This window comes from Lujinxingia litoralis, assembly GCF_003260125.1.
GTDB classification, from domain to species: Bacteria; Myxococcota_A; Bradymonadia; order Bradymonadales; family Bradymonadaceae; genus Lujinxingia; species Lujinxingia litoralis.
Genome location: NZ_QHKO01000017.1, coordinates 2134 through 16822 on the forward strand (window position 1 = coordinate 2134; position 14689 = coordinate 16822).

11 protein-coding genes are annotated in these 14689 nt (G+C 64.3%); 6 read left to right on the forward strand and 5 right to left on the reverse strand.

Features of this window, described 5'->3' with window-relative positions:
* From DL240_RS19075 to DL240_RS19085, 3 genes are all read left to right on the forward strand, one after another.
* On the forward strand, positions 1-2553 hold a 2553-nt coding region (locus DL240_RS19075; protein ID WP_158542798.1), incomplete at its 5' end, for a choice-of-anchor Q domain-containing protein.
* A 275-nt stretch (positions 2554-2828) separates the two neighbouring features.
* The gene (locus DL240_RS19080; RefSeq protein ID WP_111731493.1) at positions 2829-4571 is read left to right on the forward strand and encodes an Eco57I restriction-modification methylase domain-containing protein; all 1743 of its coding nucleotides are present in this window, start codon (positions 2829-2831) and stop codon (positions 4569-4571) included.
* On the forward strand, positions 4568-5335 hold the full coding sequence (locus DL240_RS19085; RefSeq protein ID WP_111731494.1) for a PaeR7I family type II restriction endonuclease: 768 nt from the start codon (positions 4568-4570) through the stop codon (positions 5333-5335). Before DL240_RS19080 ends, DL240_RS19085 begins: the two co-directional genes overlap by 4 nt.
* 247 nt (positions 5336-5582) lie before the next feature.
* On the opposite strand, the gene DL240_RS19090 is transcribed toward DL240_RS19085, so the two are convergent.
* The 5 genes from DL240_RS19090 to acs form a co-directional block, all read right to left on the reverse strand.
* On the reverse strand, positions 5583-6215 hold the full coding sequence (locus DL240_RS19090; protein WP_158542800.1) for a class I SAM-dependent methyltransferase: 633 nt from the start codon (positions 6213-6215) through the stop codon (positions 5583-5585).
* Positions 6216-6806: 591 nt separating this feature from the next.
* Positions 6807-7103 (reverse strand): hypothetical protein, encoded by a 297-nt coding sequence (locus DL240_RS19095; protein ID WP_146618431.1) that lies wholly within the window; start codon positions 7101-7103, stop codon positions 6807-6809.
* Positions 7100-7900: an Fpg/Nei family DNA glycosylase gene (locus DL240_RS19100; RefSeq protein ID WP_158542802.1), complete on the reverse strand. Its 801-nt coding sequence runs from the start codon at positions 7898-7900 to the stop codon at positions 7100-7102. Before DL240_RS19100 ends, DL240_RS19095 begins: the two co-directional genes overlap by 4 nt.
* Positions 7893-8909, reverse strand: a complete 1017-nt coding sequence (locus DL240_RS19105; RefSeq protein WP_111731498.1) for an alpha/beta hydrolase — start codon at positions 8907-8909, stop codon at positions 7893-7895. The genes DL240_RS19100 and DL240_RS19105 overlap by 8 nt, the downstream gene beginning before the upstream one ends.
* Positions 8910-9023: 114 nt before the next feature.
* Positions 9024-10982 carry an acetate--CoA ligase gene (acs, locus tag DL240_RS19110; RefSeq protein WP_111731499.1) on the reverse strand — a complete coding sequence of 653 codons (1959 nt, stop codon included), beginning with the start codon at positions 10980-10982 and terminating at the stop codon, positions 9024-9026.
* A 360-nt stretch (positions 10983-11342) separates the two neighbouring features.
* Between acs and DL240_RS19115 the strand changes: the two genes are divergently transcribed.
* The 3 genes from DL240_RS19115 to DL240_RS19125 all read left to right on the forward strand — a co-directional run bounded on the left by DL240_RS19115 (position 11343) and on the right by DL240_RS19125 (position 14622).
* Positions 11343-12434, forward strand: coding sequence for a hypothetical protein (locus DL240_RS19115; protein WP_111731500.1), 1092 nt, complete (start codon positions 11343-11345; stop codon positions 12432-12434).
* 83 nt (positions 12435-12517) lie between these two features.
* A complete protein-coding gene (locus DL240_RS19120; RefSeq protein WP_111731501.1) occupies positions 12518-13054 on the forward strand; it encodes a hypothetical protein in 537 nt (178 codons plus the stop codon).
* A 38-nt stretch (positions 13055-13092) separates the two neighbouring features.
* Positions 13093-14622, forward strand: a complete 1530-nt coding sequence (locus DL240_RS19125; protein WP_146618432.1) for an AAA family ATPase — start codon at positions 13093-13095, stop codon at positions 14620-14622.
* Positions 14623-14689: the final 67 nt, after the last annotated feature.

Below are 14689 nucleotides of genomic sequence, written 5' to 3' on the forward strand. Positions count from 1 at the left end.
CTCCTCACCCTCCTACTCCTGGGCACCCTGGCCCTGGGGTGTGGCGACAGCCCCAACGCACGACGAAACCAGGACGCCGGAGAGCACGACGGCGGTGATATCGACCACGCGACCGGCTCGCTCTCTCTGAGCCTGGAGGGCCTCCCCCCCGAGAGCCCCTGGCCCAACATTGCGCTGGTGGGCGACACCACGCTGAGCGTGCCCGAGGGCGGCATCCTCGACGCAATCCCCGTGGGCCAGTACCAGGTGGTGGCCCAGAACATGGTGCTGGATCTGGCGACTTACAACGCGCCGGTGGCAAACCTGACCATCGAGGCCGATCAGCACGTCGAGCTCACCCTGAGCTACGCGCTGCTACCGGCCAGCTGGCAGGTGATCATCGAAGGGCTCCCCGGCACGCTCACCCCTCAGGTCAACCTGAGCGGCCCGAACACCGACGTGATACTCAACGCCTCGGCGCTCTTTGATGACCTGACACCGGGCACCTACCACCTGACCCCGCAGCAGGTGAGCGACGGGACCACGACCTACCACGCCGCCGTGCGCACAGCCGCGCTGACCAGCGGCGCCAACGATCCCACCACCATCACCTACGGGCTGGCCAACGGTCAGCTTCAGGTAAGCTTCCAGGGGCTTCCCGCCGGCGTCTCGCCCACCATCACGATCAGCGGCCCGGGCGGCTACAGCGCCACGGTCAACTCCGCCACCACCCTCCAGGATCTCGTCCCGGGCATCTACGTTGTCAGCGCCGCCGATGTGACCCAGGGCGACTTAAACTATAGCGCGCCACCGCAAAGCGTTGAGGTCTTAAGCGATGCCATCGCCAGCGCGCATCTCAACTTTGGGATGGCCACCGGCCAACTCAACGTGGTGACCCAGGGACTGCCCGCCGGCGCGGCCGCCAGCGTGACCCTGACCGGCCCGGCCCCCTCCACCGCCCAGACCACCTATCCCGACGTCACCAACCTCCCGGGGCTGGCGCCCGGGCAGTACACCCTGACCTTTCATAATGTAAACGCCGGCGGGAGCTCCTATGAGCCCGCCACGCGCACCACCACCGCCTCGGTGCAGAGCGGCCAGACTACCCACCTGACCCAGACCTACGCCGCGCTCGACGGGGGGCTGGCCCTGTCCCACGACCTGCCCTCCACCGGCAGCCTCACCATCAGGGTTGCCAGCGCGGGCATCTCTCACAGCCGCCAGCTCAGCGGCCAGGGCACCGCCCACATCCCGCTGGACCCGGGCACCTGGTCCCTCAGCGTGAGCGTTAACCAGCTGGGCACCGACGCCTGGGGCAACGTCTACACCGTGGTCGGCGGCAGCCAAACCCTGACGGTGCAGGAAGGTCAGACCACCTTCGCCACGATCAGCTCCCCAAAGCCCACCCTGGTGACCGACTCCGGCGATAGCGCCACCACCTACGGTACGCTGCGTGAAGTGCTCGGTCGGGTCGCCGCCGGTAGCGTCATCACCTTTGCTCCCTCCATCTCCGAGATCACGCTGAGCTCGGAGCTGAGCGTCGACAAAGAAGTCCGCATCGAGGGCCCCGGCACCACCGGGCTCACATTGCGCTCGGCCGGCAACGCTCGCCACTTCAACGTGGCCGCCTCGGGCGACCTCCACCTGGAAGGCCTCACGCTGCGGGATGGCGCCACCAGCGAATACGGCGGCGCGGTGTACGCCGAGGGCTCCTTCGGCGGCACCGATCTGGACTTTATCAACAACACCTCCAGTCAGCGCGGCGGCGCGCTCTACCTCGAAACGGGCACCGTGCCGGGAGTGCTGCGTCGGGTGCGCTTTATCGACAACGAAACCCATGGACAGGGCGGAGCCATCTTCGTGGACGCCCCGCTGCTCCTGGAAGACGCGCTCTTTAAAAACAACTACGCCGAGAGCAGCGGCGGCGCCATCTTTGCCAACGCTCTGGGCACCGCCGGTAACCTGGTCATCGTGCGGGCACTCTTTAACAGCAACGAAACCCCCGCCAGCGGCGGCGCCGTGTACAGCAGACGCGGAGCCTTCGTGCTGCACACGACCTTCTACGACAACACGGCCAACAGCATCGGCGGCGCCTGGTATCAGTACGACGGTCAGGCCGCCTTCATGCACACCACCTTCGACTTCAACACCGGCGGGCTTGGTAGCGCGATCGCCTCGACCTGCGATACGCGCACGCCGGTGTATCTTAAAAACTCCGTGGTGCTCGACGACACCGAGCCCTTCCACTGCGGTAATTCCGATCACCTGATCGACTCGCTGGGCTACAACTACATCCGGCTCGGCTCGGAGGACTTCACCCCCGACAGCGTCACCGACGCGGTCGGCACCGAAATCCAGCCCCTGCCCGTTCGGCTCCAACCGCTGGCGAATAACGGTGGGTTCACCCGGACCAAGGCCGTGAGCCCGGGGGCCACCAACGATGTCTGGATGCGCCTGCCGGCCTCCCACTGCGTGGACCATCAGGGCGAGGCCTTCACCGAAGATCAGCGCGGGATGCCGCGCCCCAACGGCGGCTACTGCTCGATCGGCGCCTGGGAAAACACCGCGCGCTGAGACACTTCACCGCTGAGTTTGGGAGCGTTCAACGCTTCCTGCCCAACGCAAAAGCGCCCCGGGAGTCCTCCCGGGGCGCTTTTGCGTTGGGTTCACCGCCGCGGCTCCGCTTCAGACGCGACGCGCGATCAAGCGCACCACCTCGGCCACCCCGCGGTGGCCGTCTCCGCCCCATACGCCGATTCATATCGGTTGCACCTGCCCGCTGCCATGCTAATACCTCAGAAGCAGCTATCCGAGCCTATCCGCTCACGTTCGACGCCCCCGAGACACGTATGAACCTGCCTCTTCCATTACAGCTCGACCGCCCTCGTCGGGTTCAAGAGGCCGTTGAGACGCTAGCCAATAGCGCCACCGATGAAGATCGTGGCGCGGTCTTCACCCGCGAAGAGGTCGTCGAAGGGATGCTCGACCTCTGCGGCTACAACTCGGACCACGATCTCACCTCTCTCAGACTACTGGAGCCTTCCTGCGGGCAAGGACATTTTCTATTCGCGGCTGTAAAACGCTTACTGGCCTCATGCAGACGTCAAAACATCCCGAAGTCGTGTTGGGCTGATACACTGTCCGATCGAATTTTCGCCGTTGATCTTCACGCAAAAACACTTACCGAAACCCGGGAAAACCTCCTCTCCATCCTCTATCAAGAGGGGCTCTCCAAAACCGACGCTCAAACGCTCTGTGACAGCTGGTTACATCAGGACGACTTTCTCCTAATCCCCATCCACACCCGTTTTGACATCATCATTGGAAACCCCCCTTATGTCAGGCAGGAGCGCATTCCCAACGCACTCCTAAAAGAATACAAAAAGCACTATTCAACCCTCTATGATAGGGCCGACCTATACGTTCTTTTCTTTGAACGATGCCTGGACCTACTAAACCCTAACGGCGTGCTCGGATTTATATGCTCAAACCGATGGATCAAAAACAAATATGGCGGCCCTCTGCGTGCCAAAATCGCTGCCGACTTCAATCTCGATATATATATCAACATGGAGGTCGCTGACGCCTTTCACTCTGAGGTCGATGCCTATCCGGCCATCACGCTTATCCGAAGAACGTCTCCCGGTACTACCCGCATGTTTTCCAGCACTGGAAAACACCTGAAAGGCATTCAAGAAATTTTTGAACGACTCTCGGACGACCTCACGCACGAGCGATCCAACCACAGCGTGGTCGTACAAACGATTGCCCATAATCGCGACCCCTGGCTCCTGGATTCCCCACATATTATCAACCTACTTCGAGCTCTCGAACAACGCTTCCCCTCACTTGAAGACGCCGGGGCTCACGTTGGTATAGGCGTCGCAACAGGATGCGATCGTGTATTTATTGATGATTATGATGCACTGGACGTCGAAGCCTCCCGAAAACTTCCACTCGTCATGGCCTCTGACCTCAATGGCCCACACATCCAATGGTCAGGACGCGGTATTGTCAACCCCTGGTCCAACAACCGTCAACTCGTTATCCCCGAACATTTCCCGCGCTTTGCAAACTTTCTGGCCCTTAACAAAGACGCATTACATCGTCGTCATGTCGCAAAGAAAAATCCTGACAAATGGTTTCGAACAATCGATCGCATCCATCCCGATCTATTAACCACGCCAAAACTACTCATACCTGACATCAAAGGAGATTCCACGGTGGCTTATGACCCCGGAGAATTCTACCCACATCACAATCTTTACACTATCACATCCGACCGATGGGATCTCCAGATACTCCAAACACTCCTTCGGTCTTCGATCGCACTCGCTTTCGTAGCCGCATATTGCATCCGAATGTCTGGTGGATTCTTGCGCTTCCAGGCCCAATATCTCCGGCGCATCCGGGTTCCTGAGTTTGACACGTTGCCCCTTTCATTAAAAACAGAGCTTCACGCTGCACGTACTTGCAACGACCAGCACCACATCGATATTCTCGCAGCCCAGGCATATCAACTCAACAAAACAGAAGCACAAACACTTTGTACATTTGCCTCCGAGGCACGTGTTTCACGGACGTCATCATGACAATCTCAATTCTGCCAGCAAACTTCGACGATCGCGTCCGCGACGCTGTACGTCTGTTCTGGGCGACCCGAGCGACCGGTTCAAGCTCTCAGGGTGGCACTCGGGGCAAGGTGCTCTCCGGAAAAAACCTTGACGGTTTTATCGCTCTGGTGGAATCGATCGCCGCTGAGTGTGGCCTACCATCAGAGTCCGTTTTCACACGCGGGCGTCATAACCTTCAGTTACCAGGGTACTATCGACCTTCAAAGAATTGGGATGTATTAATCGTACACGAACAGCGCCTCATAGCCGTCTTAGAATTCAAGTCACAGGTTGGCTCTTTTGGTAACAACTTCAACAACCGCACCGAGGAGGCGATTGGGAGCGCATCGGATTTATGGGTGTCAGCTCGACAAAACAACTTTCTTCCGTCAAACCATGTCGATGGACCGTCGAATTCAACCGTCGATCCACGACAGCCCTTCTTAGGCTATCTCATGATGTTGGAAGAGTGCGAAGACTCGACGCGCCCACTAACATTACGTTCAGCGCACTATCACTTCATGCCTGAGTTCGCGGGCGCATCCTATGCCGAGCGCTACCGCATCCTCTGCGAGCGTCTGATGGAGCAACAACTCTATCAAGCAGCATCATTAATACTCTCCCCCCAGACCGAAGCGGGCTTCGGAGGCCACTATCGAAGCCTCTCGGTAGCGACCTCAGTAAGAAACCTCTTTTCCGCACTGGCCGGAACGCTACTCTCAGCCATGGAGGCCGGTACATAAGAAACACGGCCTTCGGCACGTAGCGCTCAGCATCTAAAAAGATGACAGACAAGATACCAACCCCACCTCCCTCGCGTTGCCGCGCCCCAACGGCGGCTACTGCTCGATCGGCGCCTGGGAAAACACCGCGCGCTGAGACACTTCACCGCTGAGTTTGGGAGCGTTCAACGCTTCCTGCCCAACGCAAAAGCGCCCCGGGAGTCCTCCCGGGGCGCTTTTGCGTTGGGTTCACCGCCGCGGCTCCGCTTCAGACGCGACGCGCGATCAAGCGCACGACCTCGGCCACCCCGCGGTGGCCATCGCCGGCGGCGAGCTCGACCTGCTCCTCCTGAAGGAGCTCGACCTCAAGCCCCTCAAAGTCCTCGCGCAGCGTCTCGGGCTCAAAGAGCATCGCCACATCGCCGGGGCCGCCGCTGGTGCGCCCCAACTCGCGCTGGCGGGGGGTAAAGCCCTCCAGCACGATCCGCCCTCCGGGGGCCAGGTGCTGCACACAGGCGCGGTGCAACTCCGGGCGCATCGCCGGCGGCACATGCACATAGGCCAGCACCACCGCGTCAAACTCCCGCTCCCCCAGCACATCGGAGGGCATCACCCCCTGGATCGTCTCCACCTCCACCTGATACTTCGCGGCGAGCTGCCGGGTCTTGGCCAGCCCCACAGCCGAGGGCTCCAGCGAGGTGACCCGGTAGCCGGCCCGGGCCAGCCCCACCCCGTTTCGCCCCTCCCCGTCGCCCACGCAGAGCACGGCGGCGCCGGGCTCCAGACGAGCCTCCACCGCCTCGATCACAAAGGGGTTGGCCGACTCGCCATAGCGGTAGTCGGGGCGATCAAACATCTCATCCCAGAATCGTCCGGGCTCAAAGGGTCTCTGCTCAGCCATCGTGTCCTCGTCTGAAATCGTCGACATCAAGGAGCGCCGCGCTGCCTGGCAGATGCCGGCGCTCGGGTGCCTCCACAACGCCCAATCCCCACGACTTATTGCCGCGCCTCTCCCGGACCACGCGCCACCCCACTCACCCCTCCTCACTACCCTCGCGATAGCTTTCGACCACCCCACTCACCCCTGCTTCCTACCCTCGCGATGGCTTTCGACCACCCCACTCACCCCTGCTTCCTACCCTCGCGATGGCTTTCGACCACCCCACTCAACCCTTCTTCCTACCCTCGCGCTCCGACTCACAAACGCGCCTTAAGGGTTCGAGCACCCCTCGCGCTCCGACTCACAACGCGCCTTGAGGGTTCGAGCACCCCTCGCGCTCCGACTCACAACGCGCCTTGAGGGTCCACGCTACCCTCGCGCTCCGACTCACAACGCGCCTTGAGGGTCCACGCTACCCTCGCGCTCCGACTCACAACGCGCCTTGAGGGTTCGAGCACCCTTCGCGCCGGCGCTCGGGTGCCTCCAGCAGGGGGCCGGCTCTTCCGCGAGCGCCCGCCTCGTGTACACGTCAGAGTATCCCTGCGCACAGACTCATCCCGCCGCGCTGATCATCACGCGCAGGAGCAGATCTTTATCGCCGCGACCCATCATGATGGTCGGCGCGCACGCGGTGGCCCCGGCCCGCGCCAGCTCCGCGCGCACCAGGCGGTCGAGCTCCCCGGCCAGGCGCTCCCCGGCCTGCGCATCGCGCTTCGCGCCCCGCAGCGCCACATAGATCATCCCGGGCTCGCCAGCATCACAGCGCAGCGCGTGCCCTTCAAACTCGGTGAATTGTCTGGCGATCGCCTCGGCCACCTGCTGGCTGAGGGTCTGCATGTCTACACTCATGGTTCTCCCTGACACGTTGGACAATAGTACGAGGATCGGCCGGCCACCCGCGCCACTTTCAAGGGGGCCTGACAGCGCGGGCAGGGCTCCCCCTCCCGGCCGTAGACCTCAAAAATGTTATCGCCGCCGGCCTCATTCAGATAGGCGATCTCATCGGCCATCGAACGCTGAAGGATCTGATCAAAGTAGCGCGGCATCTCCTTGGCCAGCGCCTCCCACTGCGCATCGTCAAGTTCGCCACAGCGCACCTCCACCGGCAGTTTCAGGCGCCAGAAGAGCTCGCTGATGGCGATGTTTCCCACGCCGGCGACCACCGACTGGTCCAGAAGCGCGCTCTTGAGCAGGCGCCGCGCCGAGCAGGCGGCCTTGAGCCCGGCGGCCGTGGCGTCTTCGGGCTCCGGTCCCATGCGCTGCAGGGCGTCGTAATGGTCGAGCTCCCCGGGACCGAGCACCTCCACATGCCCCAGCCGACGAGGATCTTTAAAAACCAGCCACCCGGCCTCATCGATGCGCCAGGCCAGGCGAGCAAAGCGCGGCTCCGGGGAATCCTCGCAGGTGATTTTGCCGGTCATCCGAAAGTGAAACATCAGCGCAAAGCCCCCCTCCAACTCCGCCCAGAGGTACTTGCCCCGGCGGTGCATCGCGACCAGCCGACGGCCCAGCGCATCTTCGAGCTCGCGGGGCGTTGCATCCCGGAGGACCTTCGGATCGATCAGGCGCACCTCCCGGGCGCAGCGATGCTGCCACCAGCGCTCGACATTGCGGCGAGCCACCTCCACTTCGGCCAGCTCAGGCATTGGAGTGCTCCGTATCGGCCGGCTGTGTCGGGGGAGCCGACTCGTACCGCCCCTGAAGCCAGGCGGCCATCGGCTCAAAAACCGCCTCGCGGGCCCCGTGCGAGATGAAGAGGTCGGCGTGAGCGTGGGGGTAACGCGCATCGCCCACGCGCACCACCTCGATCTGGCGCGAGGCGATATGATCAAACACCGAGAGCGCGGCCGGCGGCGGCACGATGCCATCCTGGTTGGCCAGCACGCACATCAGGGGCACGTCCACCTGGTCGAGGGCGTCGCTGACGTTGAGCCCGTCGACGACCAGGTCGCGCGCCTTAAGCCAGTGTGCGATCTGCCGGGTGAGTCGACGGCTCGGGTCATCGATGGTCTTGATCAGCTCGTCGGCGGCGTCCAGATCGATGATTTCGGGGTTTAAGTAAAGCTGGAGCAGTCCCGGGAAGCGCCGGGCCAGCGGCAGCGCCAGACGCGCCATGCGCCGGGTGCCCCGGACCGGCACCGCCCCGGCCAGCCCTGGCGAGGCCAGCACCAGACGCACCAGCGGATGGGAATGCGTCCAGCGCAGCGGGCCACCGATCGAGATCACCGAACCCACGTGATGCTCCCGGGGATGGTGCGCCAGGTAGGCGTAGATCACCGTCGCCCCCAGGCTGCACCCCACCAGATCGAGGGCGTCGGGCTCAAGGAGGCTCTCGGTGAGCACGAAGTCGCGCACCTGGGGCAGGTCGACCAGCGCCAGCTCCTTAAACCCGTGATCCTCCACCCCCGGCCAGCGGCGCCGGGCATCGCCCTGCCCCCGCAGGTTGGCGGTCCACACCTCGAAGCCGCGGGCCACCAGGTGTTCGACCATCGAGGGGCCGCCCGGGTGGAAGCTCAAGATGAAGGTGTTCATCGCGTAGCCCGGGATCATCAGCACCGGACGGCGCCCCGGGACCAGCGTCTGCGGGTCGGAGAAGCGCTTCAAGTGCAGATCCCAGCCCTGGCCGTTGTTGAGGCGAAAGACATCGATGTGCATGGGGTACGTCGTGTGCGGGAAGAAGTGCGGTGGGAGCGCCGCCGGAGGTGGGGCGGGGAGCCATGCCCCGGGCGCCGACAGGATGCCGGCTGCCCGGAGCTATAGCGCAGAACCTTACTTCGCGTCTTCGCGAAGTTTATCGAGCACCGAGGCATCTTCGAGCGTGGAGGTGTCTCCGCTCTGGCGCCCGGCGGCGATGTCGGCCAGCAGACGGCGCATGATCTTGCCGCTGCGCGTCTTGGGCAGGCCGTCGGTGAAACGGATCTCGGCCGGGCGCGCCAGCGCCCCGATCTCCTGAACCACATGCGCGCTGAGCTCGTCGCGCAGTTGCAGCGCCAGCGCATCGGAGGGTTCGCCATTCTCCAGCGTGACAAAGGCCACGATGGCCTGCCCCTTGATGTCGTCGGGACGAGGCACCACCGCCGCCTCGGTCACCGCCGGGTGACTTACCAGCGCGCTCTCAATCTCCATGGTCCCCAGGCGGTGACCGCTGACATTGATCACATCGTCGATGCGACCCATGATCCAGAAGTAGCCGTCCTGATCCTTACGGGCCCCATCGCCCGCGAAGTAGATGCCCTCAAAACGCCCGAAATACCCGGCCTTAAAGCGCGCCTCATTGTTGTAGACGGTGCGCAACATCGAGGGCCAGGGGCGCTTGATGACCAGAAAGCCCCCCTCGTTTTCGGCCACGTCCTTGCCCTCTTTATCGACCACCGCCACCTCGATGCCCGGAAGCGCCCGGGTGCCGCTGCCGGGCTTGGTGGCCGTGACCCCGGGCACTGGCGAGATCAGGATGCCGCCGGTCTCGGTCTGCCACCAGGTGTCGACAATCGGGCAACGCTCCTGGCCGATCTTGGTGTGGTACCACATCCAGGCCTCCGGGTTGATCGGCTCGCCGACCGTGCCCAACAACCTCAGGCTGGAGAGATCGTGGCGGTCCACCCACTGCTCTCCCCACTTCATGAAGGCGCGAATCGCCGTGGGCGCGGTGTAGAAGATGTTGACCGCGTGGCGCTCAATGATGTCCCAGAAACGATCGGGCTGCGGCCAGTTCGGCGCGCCCTCATACATCATCGTGGTCGCGCCGTTCTGCAGCGGGCCGTAGACGATGTAGCTATGCCCGGTGATCCAACCGATGTCGGCCGTGCACCAGTAGGTATCTTCCTCTTTGAGATCAAAGACCCAGCGCGTGGTCAGCTTCGTCCACAGCGCGTAGCCGGCCGTGGCATGGACCACGCCCTTGGGCGTGCCGGTGGTCCCGCTGGTGTAGAGGATGAAGAGGGGATGCTCGGCGTCAAAGGCCTGCGCCTGGTGGTGAGTCGATTCGTCGGCGATCACGTCCTGCCACCAGCGATCGCGGCCCTCAAACCAGGTCACCTTGTTGTTGCAGCGGCGGTACACAACCACGTCCTCGACCGTGGGACAGCCCTCGGCCAGGGCCGCATCGACCTGCTCTTTAAGCGGCAACACCTTGCCGCGACGAAACCCGCCGTCGGCGGTGATCACCAGCTTGGCCTGGGCGTCTTCCACCCGGTCGCGAATCGCCGAGGCCGAGAAGCCTCCGAAGATCACCGAGTGCACCGCCCCGATGCGCGCGCAGGCCAGCAGGGCAATCGCCAGCTCAGGCACCATCGGCATGTAAATCGCCACTCGATCGCCCTGCCCGATGCCCAGGCGCTCCAGCCCGTTGGCAAAGCGACAGACCTCGGCATGAAGCTGCTGATAAGTCAGCGTGCGCTGATCCCCGGGCTCGCCCTCCCAGATGATCGCGGCTTTGTTTTTGCGCGCGGTGCTCAGGTGGCGATCCAGGCACTGCACGCTCATGTTGAGCGTGCCCCCCTCAAACCAGCGGGCAAAAGGCGGCTGCCAGTCGAGCGTCGTCTCAAAATCCTTCTCCCAGACCAGCTCCTCGCGGGCCTGACGGGCCCAGAAGGCCTCCGGGTCCGCCTGGGCCTCGGCGTAGAGCGCGTCGAGGGCGTCGGCGTTGAGGTTGGCCTGGGCCCCGAACTCCGCCGGGGGCTCAAACGAACGATCTTCTTTTAGAACGCTTTCGATCTCAGACGTCGACACGCTTCCTCCTGGTCAGGTCAGAAAAGTCAGCGCCGGCCCCGCAGGTCCGCACTGACATCGCCGTGCTGCAAAAAAGGTTGTCCTTAGAGATAACCCCTGGCCGGTGTGTTGACCAGCGCCCCGGGGCCTCATGGCCTCGGCCAACGGGCCGAGGCCGGGGCGCTTGCTCTGGCCGGGGCGGGTGCCTACTCTTAGAGAAGGCCCTGGCTCTGGCCTGCGACACGGTCTGGGAGGGCCCGATGGAAGCGCAGCGCATGCTCCCGGCTCCTCATCGGAGGAATGCCGGAAGCGATCCGATGTGTTCCCTGAGGTAGGAGTTCGCCCCACTGGCATTCAGCTCAAGAGACGCGCGACGGGATCATGACCTACGAGGAGTTCGAGTGGCACATCCTGCGCCTGGTCTACGAAGAAGGCATGGACCGGCTGCAGCCCTCTTATCTGGCCTACGCGCTGGGGCTTCCCCATGAGCGCGTCACGGCGTTTTTAGACCAGGCCACCCAGGCCGGACTGGTGGAGCTGGAGGTCAAAAGCGACGGCCGCCTCGAATACGCCATCCCCGGAATCGACCACAGCCGCAGCCTGCCGCGCCCGATCTGGCGCGACCAAGAGCAGCCCGCGCCCACTGACGCCACCGCACTCAGCGACGAGGCCCGGCGCGCCGCCGCGGCCGAGGCCGCCCGCGACCTGCTGGCCCATGATCCCGCCGCCGGCACCCCGGCGCCGCTGCCCGGAGCGCCCCCCGAGCCCCGCCCCTCCGAGCCCGGCGCCGTCCATCAGGCTGCCCACACCCCGCATCACCGCCTGGCGGTGGCTCGCCACCCCCTGCTGCCGGCCTCGCTGCGCGCCCACATCGAGGAGCGCTACGGCCACAGCGACGCTCGCCTGGTCCCGGTCGCCGAAACCGGTCTCCAACACGATCAGCTCCCGGTCGTCGACCCCACGCGCCGCGCCATGGTCGCCGTCGATAACGATGAGCACTTCCCCTTTCGCATCGAAGCCAGCGACGACACCTTCTGCGACCCCTCGCAGACTGTCTTCATGCGCCAGATGCGTGCCTACGGCGTCAAAGACGAGCAGGAGCTGCGCTACCACGTCCAGCGCCTCTTTGAGTCCTTTGGCTACCGCGTCGTCCAGTCCGAACACGAACGCCTGCGCTTTGAGCGGGGCTCGCTGACCTTCATCATCGCCATGGTCCCCCTCTTCGTGCTCGTCCTCCCTCTTTTTGTGTACCTCTTTCTCTATTGCATGGGCCGCTCCACCATTCACCAGGAGCCGGTGGAGCTCGATGTGCAGTTTCGCAAGCGCGTCGAAAACGGCGAACCTGTCTTTGATATCGACTTAACTTTTGTGGGTCTTCATGGCGTGGTCCTGGGCGCCGCTGACCAACGCGTGCTCAACCAGGAAATCGATACATTACGCGACGAACTGCGCTGGTCCCTCAGCGCCGGCTAAGTCCTTCATTGCCGCACTCTACCCGGGGGGAAGAGCGATAGCAGGCGGCGATTCATCGTAAACCACTCTCCCCCCGGGACGGTATGACAGACCTCTACGACTTTAGCATCGACGAGATGGTTGAACCCATCGAGCGCCTCTTTGAGCGCGAGTATCCCTCCTCTCACGCCATCTTCAACGACGAACCCGCGCTCACCGACGAAGGCCCCCGCGCGGTCCCGGTCGATGTGGTCTACGTGGCCGGCTCGGTCCACAAGCTCCACGCCATCAAACTTGCGGCCTCCTACGACGAGTGCGTCTTCAACGTGCGCAGCGGCCTGCACGCCATGAGCCGCGCCACCGCCAACTACCGCTGGCTCGCACTCCCCCTGGAGGCGCTGCGCGAGGGCGAGGCCGAGTACAACGACATCCTGATCAAAACGGCCACCGAGCGCGGCCTGGGAGTCATCACCGTTCAGCCTCGGGGTCGCGGCCTCTCTGCCAAGATCGCCGTCAAACCCGCCGTCGAAGAAGGCGATTTTCTGGACCACTACAAAGGTCTGCGCGATCTCTGGCGCTCGATCAAAGATCGCGACCTGGCCGGAGACGGCTATCAGGTCGTCGACTACTACGGGCGCTGAGTTCTCGACCGCCAGCGCCCGGCCACCCGACGCGACCCATGAGCACACCCGCCTCCCAAAGCCCCCACCTGCGCTTTATGCGCGAGCTGGGGGCGCTTTTACGTGCCCCCTACGCCCTGCTCCACCTGGAAACCCACGAGGAGGAGCGCGCCCTCGATCTGATCGCGCGTCTGGCCCGCCGCGATGAGCGCCCGGTGCACACCTGGTCGATCACCCGCGGCTTCGGCGACGCCCCCGACAACGACAACGACACCGGCGGCGACGCCGACCTGGCCCGGGCCCTGGCTCGGGTCGCCACCAGCCCGGAGCGCGGCGTCTACGTCTTCGTCGATGCCGCGCATCTGCTCGAAAACGCCAGGCTGCGCCGCCTCCTGCGCGAAACCGAGCGGAGCTGCGCCCGTCAGGGCAAAACCCTGATCTTCGTCGGCCCCACCCCCCTCGACTTCCCCGAGTTTCAAAAAGACCTCACCCCCCTCTCGCTGCCCCTTCCCGATCGCGAGGGGATCAAAAAACAACTCCTGGCCGTCTTTCCTCCCCACCACTTCCCCGACCTCGACAGCGAAGCCCTCACCGCCGGCGCCCTCGGCCTGACCCAGCGCGAGGCGCATCGCGCCTTTCACCGCGTGCGCCAACAGCTGCTCGACGCCCGCGAAGAGCGACGCACCATCGATCTGGAGGACGCCATCCTCCAGGAGAAACGTCGCCTGGTCGGCCGCAGCGAAGTCCTGGAATTTCACCCCCTGGACGCCGGCCTCGACACCGTGGGCGGCCTCGACGCCCTCAAAGACTGGCTCGTCGAGCGCCGCGCGGCCTTCGGTCAAGAAGCCCGCGCCTACGGTCTGCCCGCCCCCCGGGGCCTGCTCCTGCTCGGCGTGCAGGGCTGCGGCAAAAGCCTCAGCGCCCGGGTCATCGGCCGACACTGGGGCCTGCCCCTTTTGCGCCTGGATATGGGACGCGTCTTCGACGGTCGGCGCTCCCCGGAAGAATCCCTGCGCACGGCCCTCAAGACCTGCGATGCCCTGGCCCCCTGTGTCCTGTGGATCGATGAGATCGAAAAGGGCTTTGCCCGCGGCCCCGGCGACGAGGGCCGCTCCAGCCGCGTGCTGGGCTCCCTGCTCACCTGGCAGCAAGAGCGCCAGACGCCGGTCTTCGTGGTCGCCACCGCCAACAGCGTCACCGACCTCCCCCCCGAGATGCTGCGCAAGGGACGCTTCGACGAGATCTTCTTTGTCGATCTGCCCCAGCCCCACGAGCGCCAGGAGATCTTGAGCATCCACCTGGCCCGGCGCGGCCGCGCCATCGAGCCCGAGACCATCGCCGAGGTCGCCGAGCTCTGCGAACACTTCTCCGGCGCCGAGCTGGAGCAGGTCGTCATCAGCGCCATGTACAGCGCGTTTGCCGGCGGTCGCGAACTCGACCGCGACGACCTGGTCTACGCCGCCCGCGACACCGTGCCCCTCTACCGCACCTACGAAGAGAGCATCAAAGGGCTGCGCGAGTGGGCCCATCAACGCGCGCGCCAGGCCTCCCGCACTCGCCGCATGCTCGACTTCTTCACCCCCGGTTGAATGCTCGACGCCCCCTCCCGGTCCAACCCGAGCGCCGGCGCCCACGCGCCGCGCTCCCATACGCGAC

Excerpts from the sequence above, each read along its gene's own strand:
- DL240_RS19120 (WP_111731501.1), top strand. The coding sequence starts at position 12,518 with ATGACAGACCTCTACGACTTTAGCATCGACGAGATGGTTGAACCCATC.
- DL240_RS19100 (WP_158542802.1), bottom strand. The coding sequence starts at position 7,900 with ATGCCTGAGCTGGCCGAAGTGGAGGTGGCTCGCCGCAATGTCGAGCGC.
- DL240_RS19115 (WP_111731500.1), top strand. The coding sequence starts at position 11,343 with ATGACCTACGAGGAGTTCGAGTGGCACATCCTGCGCCTGGTCTACGAA.
- DL240_RS19105 (WP_111731498.1), bottom strand. The coding sequence starts at position 8,909 with ATGCACATCGATGTCTTTCGCCTCAACAACGGCCAGGGCTGGGATCTG.
- DL240_RS19085 (WP_111731494.1), top strand. The coding sequence starts at position 4,568 with ATGACAATCTCAATTCTGCCAGCAAACTTCGACGATCGCGTCCGCGAC.
- DL240_RS19080 (WP_111731493.1), top strand. The coding sequence starts at position 2,829 with ATGAACCTGCCTCTTCCATTACAGCTCGACCGCCCTCGTCGGGTTCAA.
- DL240_RS19095 (WP_146618431.1), bottom strand. The coding sequence starts at position 7,103 with ATGAGTGTAGACATGCAGACCCTCAGCCAGCAGGTGGCCGAGGCGATC.
- DL240_RS19125 (WP_146618432.1), top strand. The coding sequence starts at position 13,093 with ATGAGCACACCCGCCTCCCAAAGCCCCCACCTGCGCTTTATGCGCGAG.
- DL240_RS19090 (WP_158542800.1), bottom strand. The coding sequence starts at position 6,215 with ATGGCTGAGCAGAGACCCTTTGAGCCCGGACGATTCTGGGATGAGATG.